Source organism: Nonomuraea sp. KM88 (assembly GCF_052245635.1).
Classification (GTDB): domain Bacteria; phylum Actinomycetota; class Actinomycetes; order Streptosporangiales; family Streptosporangiaceae; genus Nonomuraea.
In genome coordinates this window covers 293368-308279 of the sequence record NZ_JBQQCC010000006.1, presented here as the reverse complement: position 1 = coordinate 308279, position 14912 = coordinate 293368, and the positions used below count along the sequence as shown (strand labels likewise).

Below are 14912 nucleotides of genomic sequence, written 5' to 3'. Positions count from 1 at the left end.
CCATGGCCATCTGGTTGACCGAGAACAGCAAGATCATCGTTCAGGGCATGACGGGCGGCGAGGGCACCAAGCACACCCGCCGCATGCTCGCCTCCGGCGCCCGCGTGGTCGGCGGCGTCAACGCCCGCAAGGCCGGCACCACGCACGAGGGCTTGCCCGTGTTCGGGACGGTCAAGGAGGCGATGGAGCAGACCGGCGCCGACGTGTCGGTCGTGTTCGTGCCCCCGGCGTTCACCAAGGACGCGGTCAAGGAAGCCATCGACGCCGAGATGCCGCTCTGCGTGGTCATCACCGAGGGCGTGCCGGTGCACGACTCGACCGAGTTCTGGGCCTACGCGGTGGCCAAGGGCAACAAGACCCGCATCATCGGCCCCAACTGCCCGGGCATCGCCTCCCCCGGTGCCTCCAACGCCGGCATCATCCCCGCCGACATCACCACCGCCGGCCGCATCGGCCTGGTCTCGAAGTCCGGCACGCTCACCTACCAGCTGATGTACGAGCTTCGCGACTTCGGCTTCTCCACCGCCGTGGGCATCGGCGGCGACCCGGTCATCGGCACCACGCACATCGACGCGCTCCAGGCGTTCCAGGAAGACCCCGCCACCGACGCGATCGTGATGATCGGCGAGATCGGCGGCGACGCCGAGGAGCGGGCCGCCGCCTACATCGAGCAGCACGTCACCAAGCCGGTCGTGGCCTACGTCGCGGGCTTCACCGCCCCAGAGGGCAAGACGATGGGCCACGCGGGCGCCATCGTGTCCGGCTCCGCCGGCACCGCCCAGGCGAAGAAGGAGGCCCTGGAGAAGGTCGGCGTCCGCGTCGGCAAGACCCCCTCCGAGACGGCCCGCCTGATGCGCGAGATCATGCAGGCTCGCTGAGCGCCTGCCCTGGCAGCCCCGCACGGGATCGATCCCGTGCGGGGCTTCTCGTCTGCCACGGAACACGGTCAGCGAGTCGTTGTGGCGGCGGCGCGCCACTGACCGGCTCAGCAGCGTCTCCCTGGACTGGCGCCGGCCCCGGTCGGCGGCTGGGGCAACCACGGCAGCGCCGTAAAGGAGCGTCGTGAAGGATGGAGAGGGAGAGTTTCGCGCGACCGGGACGGGATCGGCGGCCACAAAGTAAGGGCGGGCGGCGCGTCAACCAAGCGCTGGTCGGGAAAGCTTGAGAAAATCGCCTACTGTGACGGCGATTCTCGACCAGCTACGTGCCGCCCCCCGGTCGGTGCTCGGCCGACTGCCCGGGGTCTCGAGCGACGACGACGAGACCAGGCGGCCGCTGCCCGTGTCGGGGATGCTGGCGGCCGCCGCCACGCTCGGCGTCGGGCTGGCGGCGCTCACCACGCTCACGCTGGTCGGCTGGATCGCAGCGCCACGCGGCACGCTCGAAGCCGGGCTGCCGGGCGTGTTCCGTACGGCGGCGCAGCTCTGGCTGGCCGCGCACCACGCCGGGTTCGCGATCCCCGGCGGGCGGGTCGGCCTGCTGCCGCTGGGGCTGATGCTGCTGCCCGCCGTGCTGCTCTACCGCGCGGCACGATGGATGGCTCGCGACGCCGACCTGCGGCTGCGCCTGCCCGCCCGGCTGCCGAAGAACAGCCCGAAGGCGCAGGCGGGGGCCCGGCGGCGGGCCCAGCTGGTGCTCGTGGTGCAGGCGGGGGTGTCGCTGGCGGCCCCGTACGCGCTGCTCGCCGGACTGATCGCGCTCGTCGCGCGCAACGAGATCACCCAGCCGTTCCTCGGCGAGACGCTGTTCAGCCACTTCGTGCTGGCGTTCCTCGCCGGCTCGCTGGCCACGGCGAGGATGATCGGGCCCTGGCGGGTCATGTTGCGGCTGCTGCCCGAGCGGGTGCGCGCCCTGACCGTCGGCACGGCCGTCGCCACGGCGGTGCTGCTCGTGGCCGGGCTCGCGCTCGTGCTGGTCGCCATCGTGCTCAACTTCGGGCAGATCCAGGAGCTGTCCAGCGTGCTCTCGCCCGGGTTCGTGGGCGGGGTGCTGCTGTTGCTGCTGCAACTCCTCTACGCCCTCAACGCCGTCGTCTGGGCCCTGTCCTACATCGCGGGGCCGGGGTTCGCGATCGGCGCCGACACCCTGGTCGCGCCCACCGGGGTGCAACTCGGCACGGTTCCGAGCCTGCCGCTGCTGGGGGCGCTGCCGGAGAGCGGCACCGTGCCGGCGTGGATGATGGCGGTGATCGCGCTGCCGTTCGCGGCCGGAGCGGTGGCGGGCGTGATGGTGGCCAGGATCTCGCCGTCGCCGTCCTACGAGGCGGCGCCGCTGTGGGGGTTCCTCAGCGGGGTTTCCACAGGCGTCGTGGCGGGGGTCCTGGCGGCGCTGTCCGGCGGCCCCATCGGCGGCGGCAAGCTCGCCACGGTCGGGCCGTCTCCCTGGGAGGTGGCGCTGTCGGTGGCTCTTGAGGTCGGCGTGGCCGCGGGCATCTCCGCCGGCGTGACCAACCTGCTGCTGCTCAACAAACGCGCCCGCACACCCCTCGACAAGGCGGCCGCCCCCGTGCGCAAGGCCGGGGCCGCGCTGGCCAAGGCGGCGAGCAAGGTGGGGCTGGCCGAGTCCGATCCGCGCCCGCTGCCCGGCCACTGGATGGACGCGACGGAGGCCGACACCCAGGAGATCCCCGTCATCAGGGACGACTGGCAGGACGAGCACGCGTCGGCGGCGGCCGAGACGCTGGCCCAGTCCCGCTCGCGCGTGCCGGAGCCGAGCCCGGGGCCGGACGCCCGCCCGCCGCGCAAGGACATCGTCGACGAGTCGGACGACCGCGGCGGCCACGTCATCTACGTCGACCCCTACGCCTGGGACCGCGACTAGCGCTGTGACGGCCATCCGGTCGGGCGGCTCGACGTCCGGCACGCCGCGCGGCGACGTACGTCAAGGTGTTTCCTCCGGAACCGCCCGCCGGTAGCGCTCGGCCAGCGCGCGGATCTCCGCGACGAGTTCGGGCGGCTCGGTGACCTCGAAGCCGGCGCCGAGCATGCCGAGATAGCAGGCCAGCATCTGCGGTGTGTCCGAGCCGACCTCGGCCATGCAGGCGTCATCGCCCAAGGGCTCCACCCGGACGCCGGACGGCAGCCGGTCGCGTACGTGCTCGGCCGGTGCGCGGACCGTCACCCGTGCCCTGCACTGCCAGGTCGCGGTGGCCAGGCCGGTGGTGACATGGCCGACGAGGTCACCGCCGGGATCCTCGCGTGGCGTGAACCGGGGGCCGTTCGGGGTCCGCAACCGCATCCGGTCCACCCGGAACGTGCGCCAGTCGGACCTCGCGACGTCCCACCCGACCAGGTACCAGCGGCCACGGCTGTGCGCGAGCCGGTGCGGCTCGACCTCGCGGCGGCCGGCCGACCCGTCATGGGCGGCGTAGTCGAACCGGAGCCGCTCGTGGTCGCGCGAGGCCGCCGCGATCGCGGTGAGCGTGTCGGCGTCCACCCGGGAACCCGCGTGCGGGAGCGGGACGAGGTAGGCGCGCAAGCCGTTGACACGGTGGCGAAGCCGTGACGGCAGCAGCTGTTCCAGCTTGGTCAGGGCACGCAGCGCCGCCTCCTCGATGCCGGTGACCGCTCCCTGCGTGGCGCCCACCCGGAGGCCGACCGCGACGGCGACCGCCTCGTCGTCATCGAGCAGCAGCGGCGGCAACCGCGCACCAGGTCCGAGCCGGTAACCGCCGGTGACGCCCCTGATCCCGTGCACCGGATAGCCGAGACCGCGCAGGCGTTCGACATCGTTGCGCACGGTGCGCGCGGTGACGCCGAGACGCTCGGCCAGCTCTGGTCCGCTCCAGTCCCGCGGCGTCTGCAACAAGGAGAGCAGCCGCAGCAGTCGTTGTGCTGTGTCCGACATAGGGCAAAGTCTGCCCGGATACAGGAACGGCTGGTTCCGGTATCGCTCCTACATTCCCGGTATGAACACCAACACGGACATCCGCCCGTTCCGCGTCGACATTCCGCAGGCCGAACTGGACGACCTGCGCGATCGCCTCACCCGCACCCGCTGGCCCCGGCAGATCCGCGGAACCGGGTGGGAGCGCGGCGTTCCCGTGGACTACCTCAGGGACTTGGCGGGCTACTGGGCGAACGGCTTCGACTGGCGTGCGCAGGAGAAGACACTGAACGGGTACCCGCAGTTCGTGACCACGATCGACGGCCAGGACATCCACTTCCTGCATGTCCGCTCGCCCGAGCCGGACGCGCTGCCGCTGATTCTCTTCCACGGCTGGCCCGGCTCGTTCGTGGACTTCCTGGACGCGATCGGGCCGCTGACCGACCCTCGCGCGCACGGCGGTGATCCGGCGGACGCGTTCCACGTCGTGGTCCCGTCGCTGCCCGGCTTCGCGTTCTCCAACCCGGTGCGGGACCCGGGCTGGGGCAACCTGTTCCGGGTGGCCGCCGCGTTCGGGGAGCTGATGGCCCGGCTCGGGTACGAGCGGTTCGCCGCGCAAGGCGGCGACGTCGGGGGTGGTGTGACCATGCTGCTGCCCATGGCCGCCCCGGGTCGTGTGGTCGCCACCCATATCAACGGTCCGTCGCCGTACCCCTTCGGCCCGCCCATCGAGCTGGACGGCCTGTCCGGCGCGAACCAAGCCCGCGCCGAGCGCTTCAACGCCGCCCGCCAGGACGGCCTCGGCTATCTGCACCTGCAGTCCACCCGCCCGCGGACCCTGGCCTACTCGCTGAACGACTCGCCGATCGGACAGCTGGCGTGGATCGCGGAGAAGTTCAAAGAATGGACTGATCCTGCCGCCGAACTGCCCGATGACGCGGTGGACCGCGACCGGCTGCTCACCGGCGTGAGCCTGTACTGGTTCACCGGCTCCGGCGCGTCCTCGGCCGACATGCTCTACGAGGGCATGCGCGCCTACCGCGAGATGGCCGCCGGCCAGTTCGGCGCCGACCAGGCGGAGTGGCCGTCCGTGCCGGCGCCGCCGCAGGGGATCGCGGTGTTCGCGGCGGATATGACGATCCGCACCCTCGCCGACCCGGCGAACACCGTCCGCCACTGGTCGGAGTTCGACCGGGGTGGCCACTTCCCGGCGCTGGAAACGCCCGACCTGCTGGTCGGCGACCTGCGGGAGTTCTTCCGCGTCGCACGGTGACCCTGGCGGCGGGCGGCCGGCCTGCGAAGCCCAACGGGTTGGGCGGTCGTCAGGCCACCGCCGGAACGCGCCTGTACCGGCGGCACGCCATGCTCCCCTCATGGCACGAGAGGTCGCCCCTCACCTCGAGTCGACCTGGCCCCAAGCCGGCCTGAGGCCAGGTCCGCGTGAAGAGACGCGCCTACGGTTGCATGGCGCCGAGCAGTTCGAGCACGTCGGCCGGGAGCTTGCGCTCAGCCGCGTCCCTGAACTGCGTGAAACACTCGCCCTGGGACGACACCGTGCCCGCGCCCTTCATGCACTCCTGGTAGGCGGAGTATTCGTCCATCAGGTAGAGCTGCATCCCCGTGGCCATCGCGGACAGCGCCAGGGCGATCGCAGAGACGGTGATGCCGCCCATAGCGACGCCCGTGGGCTTGCCCTCGCCTTTGAGCAGCGGCAGTGCCTTGATGCCGGCCATGAGCGCGAACAACGCCATGACCAGGCCCGCGAGCGGCAACATGAACGTCATGGCCAGCGCTGCGATGGACAACCAGATCGCTCGGCGGCCCGCCGATTCAGCGGGCTGCTGGCCTGCCGGTGCCTTCACCGGTGTCGACACCTGACCTCCTCTGCGTCGCCGGGCGAGGAACAGATACGCTGACAGCCCCACCCTGTTACCTCTTGGGAGAGTGTGCGTGTCTAAGGTTGGGCGGCTCGTCGTCCTCGTCTCTGGCTCTGGAACCAACCTACAGGCCCTGCTGGACGCTTCTGCCGACCCGTCTTACGGTGCTCGCGTGGTCGCGGTCGGCGCCGACAGGGAGGGGATAGAGGGGCTGGTCAGGGCCTCGAAGGCAGGCATCCCGACTTTTGTGGAAAAAGTGGGCGATTACGCGACACGGGCGGAATGGGATGTGGCCATCGCGGCCAGGATCTCCGCGTACGAGCCTGACCTGGTCGTGTCGGCGGGCTTCATGAAAATTCTCGGCAAGCCCACGCTCCAGGCCTTTCCCCTGCTCAACACCCACCCCGCGCTCCTGCCGTCGTTCCCCGGCGCCCACGGCGTGCGCGACGCGCTGGCCCACGGCGTCAAAGTGACCGGCTGCACGGTGATGCTGGCCGACGAGGGCGTCGACAGCGGGCCGATCGTCGCCCAGGAAGCGGTGCCCGTGCTCCCGGACGACGACGAAGCCGTCCTGCACGAGCGCATCAAGACCGTCGAGCGCCGTCTGCTCGTCGAGATCGTCGGCCGGATGGCTCGCGAGGGCTGGACGGTCAGCGGACGCAGCGTCCGCATCGGCAACCACACAGGAGGGGAATCCACGTGACTCGCATCGCCATCCGGCGCGCGTTGATCGCTGTATACGACAAGTCCGGTCTCGAAGAGCTGGCCAGAGGCCTCGACGGCGCAGGCGTGGAGATCGTCTCGACCGGTGGCACCGCGGCCGCGATCTCGTCCTTCGGGATCCCGGTGACGAAGGTGGAGCAGCTGACCGGGTTCCCCGAGTGCCTCGACGGACGGGTCAAGACCCTGCACCCGCGCGTGCACGCCGGGCTGCTGGCCGACATCACCAAGCCCCACCACGTGACCCAGCTGGAGGAGCTGGAGATCGACCCGTTCCAGCTCGTGGTCGTCAACCTCTATCCGTTCCAGGAGACGGTGGCCTCGGGGGCGTCCGGTGAGGAGTGCGTCGAGCAGATCGACATCGGCGGGCCCGCCATGATCCGTGGCGCCGCGAAGAACCACAACACCTGCGCGGTCGTGGTCGATCCCGGCTTCTACGGCGACGTGCTCGCCGCCGTGGCCGAGGGCGGGTTCACGCTGGCCGAGCGCCGGCGCCTGGCCGGCATCGCCTACGCCCACACGGCCTCGTACGACGTGGCCGTGGCCAACTGGTTCGCCGGCACGTACGGAGAGGAGGGTGACTTCCCGTCGTTCACCGGCGGCGCCTACCAGCGCAAGGCCACCCTGCGCTACGGCGAGAACCCGCACCAGGGCGCCGCCCTCTACACGGGGGGCACGGGCGGTCTCGCCAACGCCGAGCAGCTGCACGGCAAGGAGATGTCCTACAACAACTACCTCGACTCCGACGCCGCCTGGCGCGCCGCGTGGGACTTCACCGAGCCCTGCGTCGCCATCATCAAGCACCAGAATCCCTGCGGCATCGCGGTCGGCTCCGACGTGGCCGAGGCGCACCGCAAGGCCCACGCGTGCGACCCCGTGTCCGCCTACGGCGGCGTGATCGCCGTCAACCGCGAGGTCACGGCCGAGCTGGCCAGGCAGATCGCCGACGTCTTCACCGAGGTCGTCATCGCTCCCTCCTACGCCGCCGAGGCGCTGTAGACGTTGCGTGCCAAGAAGAGCCTGCGCCTTCTGGTGTGCCCGCAGGGCCCGTCACGAAGGACGGAGCTGCGCGAGATCGACGGCGGCCTGCTGGTGCAGTCGGTCGACAAGGTGGACGCGCCCGGCGACTCGGCCGCCCAGTGGGAGCTCAAGACCGGCACACCCGCGACGCCCGAGCAACTGGCCGACCTGGAGTTCGCCTGGCGGGCCTGCCGCTCGGTCAAGTCGAACGCCATCCTGCTCGCCGCCGACGGCGCGACCGTGGGCGTCGGCATGGGCCAGGTCAACCGGGTCGACTCCTGCCGCCTGGCGGCCACCAGGGCGGGCGAGCGCGCCGCCGGCGCGGTCGCGGCCTCCGACGCGTTCTTCCCGTTCCTCGACGGCCCGCAGGTGCTGATCGAGGCGGGTGTGCGGGCGATCGTCGAACCCGGCGGCTCCATCCGTGACCAGGAGGTCATCGACGCGGCCGAGAAGGCGGGCATCACCCTCTACTTCACCGGCACGCGCCACTTCTTCCACTGATCACCCTACGTCCAGTGATCATCCGCCAAAGGGCGACATGGCCGATCATGTCGCCCTTTGGCCGTTTTGCGGCGAGCATCCCTTGTCTCCGGTTAACCTGATGCCTTCTCCCGTTGCTCGTTCTCCGGAGTCTTCGTTGCTTGACGCGATGCTGCAGGCCCTCGTCACTGTGAACGGCCTCGCTACCAGCCCCTTCGTCCTCCTGGTGCTCGCCTTCATCGGTGCCTATCTGGGCAGCCGCGTCATGGAGATCATCCCCTTCACCCGCCGCATCATCGAGCGCCGCGAGGCCCGGCTCACCGAACCGGAGTAAACCGGGCGACCCACGGCAGGGTTTCCCCGCCACACGGGCCGCCGTCTCCACACGGCACGGGCCGTCTTCCCCATGCGGCACACGGGCTGTCGTCCCCGCGCGGCACACGGGCCGTCTTCCCCATGCGGCACATGGGCTGTCGTCTCCACGCGGCACAGGCCGTCGTCCCCACGCGGTACGGGCCGTCGTCTCCACGCGGCACGGGCCGTCGTCCCCATGCGGTACGGGCGTGGCACAACTCGCCGTCCCAGCGGTCGGTAAGGGCTATGCCGGTGGTGAATGATCCAGCGCGAGCTTCGCCGCGCCGGCCAGAGAGGCCCGGACGCCCAGTACGGAAGGCACGACGCGGACGGCCCGGACGAAGGCGAGGCCCGCGACGTCGTCGAGCGCCCGCGCCAAGGGTTCGAACAGCACCTTGCCGGCCATCGACACGCCGCCACCGACCACCACCTTCGTGGTCTCGGTTGCGGCCGTCACCGAGGCGATCATCCCCGCGAGCGCCCTGGCCCCACGCTCGAACGCGGCCAGCGCGACCGAGTCGCCCGCGGCCGCGTCCTCGGCCAGAGTGCGGGCGTCGGCCGGCTCGCCTTTCCAGCCGTGACCGACGGCCCAGCGAACCAGGTTGGGGCCACTGGAGTAGCGCTCCACGCACCCGCGGCCGCCGCACTCGCACCGCTCACCGTTCGGGTCGACGGACATGTGCCCCACATGGCCGGAGTTGCCTGTCGGGCCGAGCAGCGGCGAGCCGTTGATCACCAGGCCGCCGCCGATGCCCGTGGAGACCACGATGCCGAGCAGCGCGTCGCTGCCCTGGCCCGCGCCCAGCCAGTGCTCCCCGAGCGCGAAGCACTGCGCGTCGCCCGCCAGCATGGTGGGCAGGCCGGTCAGCTTCCGTACTTCGTCGCGCAGCGGGAATGCCCGCCAACTCGGCATGTTGACCGGGCTCACGGTTCCGGCGGCGAGGTCGATGGGCCCCGCGCAGCCGATGCCGGCGGCCACGGGCGGCGGACCGCCCGTCTTCACCTCCGAGATGAGAGCCGCCAGCACGTTCATGACGTCCGCACGCGGTGTGGGCCGGGTCGCGGAACGCAGGATCGACCCCGACTCGTCCACCAGTGCGGCGGCGAGCTTGGTCCCTCCGATGTCGATGGCGAGTACGCAGGTCATCAGTGTTTGTGGTGGTTGTCGGGCTGGCGTGGATCGCCAGGATGCTCAAAGCCGGGAACGAGCTTCACCTTCTTGGCACGTAGGTCGTCGAGCCATCGCGCGAACGCCTGCCGCTGCGCCGCCTCCAAGAGGTATGGATCTTGGCGCGACGCACGGGACATCCGATGCGATTGTTGCTCCTCCAGGGCGGATCCTCCCATAAAGCCCGCCACAGCCGTTCTCGGGGTCGTGGTTGCGGCAGTTTCCTGAGGTGACGGCGAGCTCACATCGGTGGCCGGGTCGGGGATCGGGGCAGGGACCACGCCCGGGCCGGTCCGGGTCGTGCCTGCGGCCGGTCGCCCGGTAGCGGTTGCGGAAGGTCCGGGGGGCGACGGCGAGCTCGTCTGCGAGGTCGGGCCTGGGGCGGTGCCGAAGGCCGAGCCCGAAGCCGGGACGGTGGTGGGTTCAAGGGCTGAACGTGGGGCCGAGTGGGCGGGCGGGCGCGGGGTAGCGATGGCGACGTGCCAGCCGAGGTTGTCTTCGACCGGGCCGACGAGCGTGGCGCACGGGTGGGCCTGGAGGGCTTCGGCGACGGCGATCGGTAGCGAGTCGAGCGTGATCGCCCCGAGAGGTTCGAGATCGGCGGGGGAGGCTTCGCTCGCCCGCTCGCGATCGGTGAACAGACGATGTCGTACGAGGTGCCGTGACGGAGAAGCAGGGGCGGGAGACGGCCTGCGCCGCCATTCCGATGGGGTGATGACATCGGCTGTGACGTGGTCGAACATGGCGCGCACCCACGGGCTGCCGTTGTAGGCGGCGGCGTTGATCGAGCCCAGCTCGACGGCGGCCAAGCGATCCAGTGGCGGTCTCTCCTTCGGGCGCAGGCCGAGACCGGTGGCCGTGCTCTCGCACAGTGCCTCGGTGAGGATGACCTGGGTGAGCCACCTGGCGAGCTGGCGGTCCTCGGAGGTGCCCGGCACCGGAAGCGCCGCGCTGAGCGGGCCCTCTCGCAGGGCGGTGAGGCGCTCGTCGAGGAGCTTGCGGGAGATCGGGCGGCCGTCCACCCAGCCGATCACCTCCCGCTGACCGGAGTGCGTCTCGTGCCGTGTCTCCGCCGCCGTGGGACTCTGGAGGTGGTGGGTCACCGGGTCACCTCCAGGCGGATGGCTGGGGCGTACTGGCAGCGGCCGAACCACATGACCTTGGCCAGGGCCCAGGCGTGGCCGTCGCTCGCGTCCGTGGGGACCTCCACCGGGAACGACACCTCCGCCGTCTCGCCCGCGGCCACCGTGAAGCCCTGGATGACCTCCGTCAGCATGGACCACGTGCCCCAAGGGGAGGCGAGCTGGGCCTCGCCGCGGATCTCGTCCGAGGTCGTGTTGGCGAGCCTGAGCGTGAGCGAGGCGCGGTCGCCGGGCTGGAGCTTCAGCGACCCGGTGGCGGGGGTGACCGACAGGCCCGTCGGGCGGGCATCGGCGGACTTGGTGCCCCGGTTGGCTCTGCGAGGTTCGGCGGGGGTGCCGGCCACGGGCAACTCGGGGGCGTCGCCGAAGGCGACCGTGGTGACGTCTTCGATGAGCTGGCCGCCCGCGGTGGTGCGGGCCGAGACGAAGCAGAGGCCGGATCCCGGGAGGGACGGGGGCGTCACGGTCACCGGGAACCGCAGGTGGCCGCCGGGTGGGAGGCGGAAGGGGCGCTGGGCCGGGGTGGCGGTCCACCCTTCGGGCACGCGGACCTCTGCCACGCCCTCGTGGGGCTCGTCGGTCAGGTGGGAGGAGACGACGACCTCCACCTCGAAGGGCTCCCGCGGTGAGGTGACGAGGCCGGGGTCGATGGCGATGGAGACCGGCAGGTAGCCCAGGGGTGCGGGGCCCTTGTTGTGCAGCCAGTAGCGGCTGTAGACCGGCTGCGCCGGCTCCGTGGCCGGGCCGAACTCGGGTGCGTCGGTGGCGGGCAGGGCTGCGGGGGCGATGAAGGTGGCGATCTCGGCGCCGGTCAGGGTGAGGTCGGTGGCCGGCGCGCCGGGACGTTCGAGCAGATCGGCGTGGACGAGCCGGTCGAGGAGGAGCACGGGAGAGCCGAGCCCGGCCTGGGAACCCAGCCCGGTCGACTCGACCAGGCGGATGGTGACACCGTCGTCGGGCCGGCCGGCGCGGCCGTGGGCGTGCGTATTGCCGGTGGCCTTGAGGGTGCTCAGCAGCACGTCGCGCGCCGGCGTGAGGGTCAGCAGAGAGTGGACCTCGGGAAGAGCGCCCTGCTGTGCGGCGTCGACGGTGCGGGGGAGCAGCGGGGTGATGTGCTCCTGGGCCGCCGCCGGCAGCCGCAGGGCCCGCCAGTCACCCTCACCGGCCACCAGGGAGTAGGAGAACTCGTGGGTCCAGTGCTGGAGCTGGAAACCCGAGCCGTCGGGCGTCGTGCGGTGGGGCGGGTCGAGCCAGATGCCCGACGGCCAGCCCGTGCACGAGCGCATCAGGGACAGGTGCAGCGCGCCGGACGGGTCGACGGCGAAGCCGGGCAGGCCATAGGTCAGCAGGGCGACCGTACGGTCGTCGAGCCGCTCGGCGCCCAGCGGGCAGACCGCCTCGATCGTGGCGTCGGCGAGGTCGGCCACCAGGTCGGTGACGGGGCCGGTGACGATCAGGGCGGGCAGGGCGCGGACGTCGCGCAGGTCGGCGCTGGGCTGCCAGACCTCCGTCAGCGGGCGTTCGGCGGGCACCCACACCCGGGACGCGCCCGACTTGAGCGCGTCGAGATAGGCCGGGTCGGCGCGGGAGAGCAGCTCGGCGGCCAGCGGGTTGTCGTCGGGGCCGCCGATGACGATGCGCACGTCGGGCAGGTTGGAGTCGACGTCGAGCCAGCCGTAACGGGTGCCGGGCGCGCAGGACGTGGTGGCGGTGACACCGACGCGGGCCAGGGCGACCACCAGGTCGCGGGCCTTGGGGGCGTCGTCGAGTGCGGGCACCACGACCTCGGCCACGCCCAACGCCCGCGAACCCGCTTCGCCGAGGTCGACCTTCGCCGTGGTGGACAGGCCGAACCAGGTGTTGGCCGGGTTGTCGAGGGTCCACGGGTGCTCGGCGGTGTCGACGTCGGGCAGCGCGAACCCGCGCCCCACCACGGCGCCGGCCACGTCGGACACCGGCAGCGCCCCGTCGACACGGGCGGGGAAACGCACCCGCAGCAGGCGGTCCGCGCCGGTGTGGTCGAGGACGCGGGTGGTGAAGTCGATGCGGTCGGAGCCGTCCGTCAGGGTCACGGTCTGCTCGTAGGTGATCTCGCCGACCTGGCCCGTGACCGTCAGGCGGTGGCCGATCGGGCTCGTCTGCGCGCAGGCCGACAGCGCCCGCGTCTCGGCGGAGCCTTCGGCCTGGCCGGTGGGGATGAGATGCCACGGGCCTTCGCCCATGTCGGGATGTTGCGGGTATTCGTGATAAAGGCGCAGCTCGTTGCCGGGACCGGTGAGCAACTCCCGGCCTGAGGCGAGATCGAGGATGGAGGTCAGCGCCCCGCCGCGCGCCGGATCGGCCGTGACGCGCCACCGGTCGTTTTCGATGGTGACCGGCGTCGGCGCGCCGGCGGGGACGGGGCCGGAACGCGAGGTGTCCGAGGCGACCGGCGTCGGAGGGGTCTCCGGCTCGGTGGCGTGGGTCACGGGAGCCTGAGCCTGCCAGGAGCCGGGGACGCCCCGCACCACGCGATAGGTGCGCCAGCCCAGCGAGGGCACGTCGCGGGCCAGGAAGGTCAGCGTGCCGCCCTCCGCGACGGCGGGGACCTCGGCTCCCGAGTGGCCGGCCACGGTGTGCCCGGCGGGAACGCTCACGCGGACCAGGCCGTCGCGGGCGAAGGGCAGGGTGTTGGTCACCACCACGCTGTGGCCGTCGAGCGTGATCTGGCCGGTCAGCGCGTCGAGCGCGCGGTCGCGGGCGGTCGCGGCCAGGTCGTGGGCCTCGCGCCAGCCGGTCAGCAGGTCGATGTAGACCTGGTCGGACTCGGAGCCGGTGATCGCGTCGTGGTGTGCGCCGTAGGCCAGCTGCCGCCACACCTTGTCGAGCGCGGTGTGCGGGTAGCGGCCGAGCCCGAGCAGGGCGGCGAACGTCGACAGGCGCTCGGCGTCGAGTGCCGCCACCTCGGCGGCCCGCTGGGCCTGCTTGGTGTCGATGTAGGAGACGTCTTTGCCGGTGTAGATGGGGTTCATGTCGCGCGTCTGAGGGCTGAACGACGACCTGCCGGCGCGAACGGCGTCGAGGAAGTCGCGGGGTGTGGCGCAGACGAATCTGGGCCACACGTAGCGGGAGGCCCAGGTGCGGTGGATGTCGGTGACCCACTTGTTGGGCGGTGTGTAGTCGGTGCCGACGGGGAGCAGGATGTTCTTCGTCGCGGCGACGGGCTTGAGCGAGCGGTAGAGGTCGTAGACCGCCTGACAGGCCTCGTCGAGGGAGGGCGAGGAGTCCATCGACCAGCCGGCGGAATAGTGGGCGGGCATGTAGTGGGTCAGCACACCCTGCCCTGACGGCGAGATCCACTCGAACTCGCTGGGAAACTGCATCAGCGCCGCGTCGTTCTTGGCCTGCTTGAAGTTTTTGCTGATCGGGCCCCACTGGTGGAACGGCCCGCGTGCCCACGCGCTGCCGGTCAGCCCGGCCGCCGCGAGGTAGCCGGGGAACTGGGGGTCGTGCCCGAACACGTCGAGCTGCCACGCGGTGCGCGGATCGCCGCCGAGGATGTCGCGCTGGTAGCCGATGCCGTAGACGAGGTTGCGGATGGTGGTCTCGGCGCCGGTCAGGTTGGTGTTGGGCTCGTTGTAGGTGCCGCCGATCAGCTCGACGCGACCCTCGGCCATGAGGACCCGCAGGTCAGCCCGCCGCTCGGGGTGGGTGTCGAAGAACGGCTTGAGATAGTCGACCTCGGCCAGCACGAAGCGGTAGTCGGGGTCGCGCAGCGCCAGCTCGATGTGCGCCTCGACCAGCGCGAACGCGTTTCGCTCATAGAGCGGCCTGGTCGTGTTGTCGGCGGAGAGCAGCTCCCACGGGCCGGTGTAGGCGGCCTGAGTGTTCCACCACACCGGGTCGTAGTGGAAGTGGGAGACCATGTGCATGGTCCAGCCAGGCTCCTCGGCCGTGACGGTGACCTCGAGGGACTCCTCGCCCAGGGTGAGCAGGCAGGGCACGGCGGCGCCCGGGGGCGCGGACACGGCCATGGGGACCTCCAGCACGCCGGCCGTGGCGGGAACGCGCACGGGCCCGGCCAGGCGGACGCCCTCGCCGCGCAGGTCGAGCGACGTCTCCTGGTCTCCTGCGGCGACGGTGACGCGCAGCACTTGATGCGGCTCGTCACGCGAGCCCACGAACAGATCGGTCGACTCCGCGGACAACAGGCGGGTGGGCAAGGGGGACCTCCTGAGCTTGTTGCTGGCGCCCGCAACACTAAGCCTTCGAAAGATCGATGACAACGATGTCAAGAGCGGCCTGTGGATAACCGGATCCAGCTGCCTGGGGTCTGTGGATAACTGG

At 71.4% G+C, this 14912-nt stretch carries 10 protein-coding genes and 1 pseudogene; 6 read left to right on the top strand and 5 right to left on the bottom strand.

Annotated elements, in window-relative coordinates:
• The first annotated feature begins 2 nt into the window (after nucleotides 1-2).
• Both sucD and ACTWPV_RS20785 read left to right on the top strand, forming a co-directional pair.
• Complete coding sequence (gene sucD / locus ACTWPV_RS20790) at nucleotides 3-878, top strand: succinate--CoA ligase subunit alpha (protein WP_347616666.1); 876 nt, start codon at nucleotides 3-5, stop codon at nucleotides 876-878.
• A gap of 301 nt (nucleotides 879-1179) precedes the next feature.
• Nucleotides 1180-2820, top strand: coding sequence for a cell division protein PerM (locus tag ACTWPV_RS20785; protein WP_347646608.1), 1641 nt, complete (start codon nucleotides 1180-1182; stop codon nucleotides 2818-2820).
• Between the two features lie 60 nt (nucleotides 2821-2880).
• Here the strand turns inward: ACTWPV_RS20785 and ACTWPV_RS20780 are convergent, their stop codons facing one another.
• Nucleotides 2881-3846: a helix-turn-helix transcriptional regulator gene (locus ACTWPV_RS20780; protein WP_443153063.1), complete on the bottom strand. Its 966-nt coding sequence runs from the start codon at nucleotides 3844-3846 to the stop codon at nucleotides 2881-2883.
• A 61-nt stretch (nucleotides 3847-3907) separates the two neighbouring features.
• Here ACTWPV_RS20780 and ACTWPV_RS20775 point away from each other — a divergent pair, with 61 nt between their 5' ends.
• Complete coding sequence (locus ACTWPV_RS20775) at nucleotides 3908-5098, top strand: epoxide hydrolase family protein (RefSeq protein ID WP_443153062.1); 1191 nt, start codon at nucleotides 3908-3910, stop codon at nucleotides 5096-5098.
• Nucleotides 5099-5279: 181 nt separating this feature from the next.
• Here ACTWPV_RS20775 and ACTWPV_RS20770 read toward each other — a convergent pair whose 3' ends face one another.
• Nucleotides 5280-5699, bottom strand: coding sequence for a hypothetical protein (locus ACTWPV_RS20770; protein WP_443153061.1), 420 nt, complete (start codon nucleotides 5697-5699; stop codon nucleotides 5280-5282).
• A 76-nt stretch (nucleotides 5700-5775) separates the two neighbouring features.
• Between ACTWPV_RS20770 and purN the strand changes: the two genes are divergently transcribed.
• The 3 genes and pseudogenes from purN (at nucleotide 5776) to ACTWPV_RS20755 (ending at nucleotide 8256) form a co-directional block, all read left to right on the top strand.
• A complete protein-coding gene (gene purN / locus ACTWPV_RS20765) occupies nucleotides 5776-6405 on the top strand; it encodes a phosphoribosylglycinamide formyltransferase (RefSeq protein ID WP_443153060.1) in 630 nt (209 codons plus the stop codon).
• A pseudogene (gene purH, locus ACTWPV_RS20760) lies at nucleotides 6402-7943 on the top strand (bifunctional phosphoribosylaminoimidazolecarboxamide formyltransferase/IMP cyclohydrolase). Before purN ends, purH begins: the two are co-directional and overlap by 4 nt.
• 37 nt (nucleotides 7944-7980) lie before the next feature.
• A complete protein-coding gene (locus tag ACTWPV_RS20755) occupies nucleotides 7981-8256 on the top strand; it encodes a hypothetical protein (RefSeq protein WP_443153059.1) in 276 nt (91 codons plus the stop codon).
• Nucleotides 8257-8520: 264 nt separating this feature from the next.
• Here the strand turns inward: ACTWPV_RS20755 and ACTWPV_RS20750 are convergent, their stop codons facing one another.
• From ACTWPV_RS20750 to ACTWPV_RS20740, 3 genes are read right to left on the bottom strand one after another with little or no spacing between them, the layout of a single operon-like run.
• Complete coding sequence (locus ACTWPV_RS20750; protein WP_443153058.1) at nucleotides 8521-9423, bottom strand: ROK family protein; 903 nt, start codon at nucleotides 9421-9423, stop codon at nucleotides 8521-8523.
• Nucleotides 9423-10547 carry a DUF7158 domain-containing protein gene (locus ACTWPV_RS20745; RefSeq protein WP_443153057.1) on the bottom strand — a complete coding sequence of 375 codons (1125 nt, stop codon included), beginning with the start codon at nucleotides 10545-10547 and terminating at the stop codon, nucleotides 9423-9425. Before ACTWPV_RS20745 ends, ACTWPV_RS20750 begins: the two co-directional genes overlap by 1 nt.
• Nucleotides 10544-14788 (bottom strand): glycoside hydrolase family 38 N-terminal domain-containing protein, encoded by a 4245-nt coding sequence (locus tag ACTWPV_RS20740; RefSeq protein WP_443153056.1) that lies wholly within the window; start codon nucleotides 14786-14788, stop codon nucleotides 10544-10546. Before ACTWPV_RS20740 ends, ACTWPV_RS20745 begins: the two co-directional genes overlap by 4 nt.
• Between the last annotated feature and the right edge of the window lie 124 nt (nucleotides 14789-14912).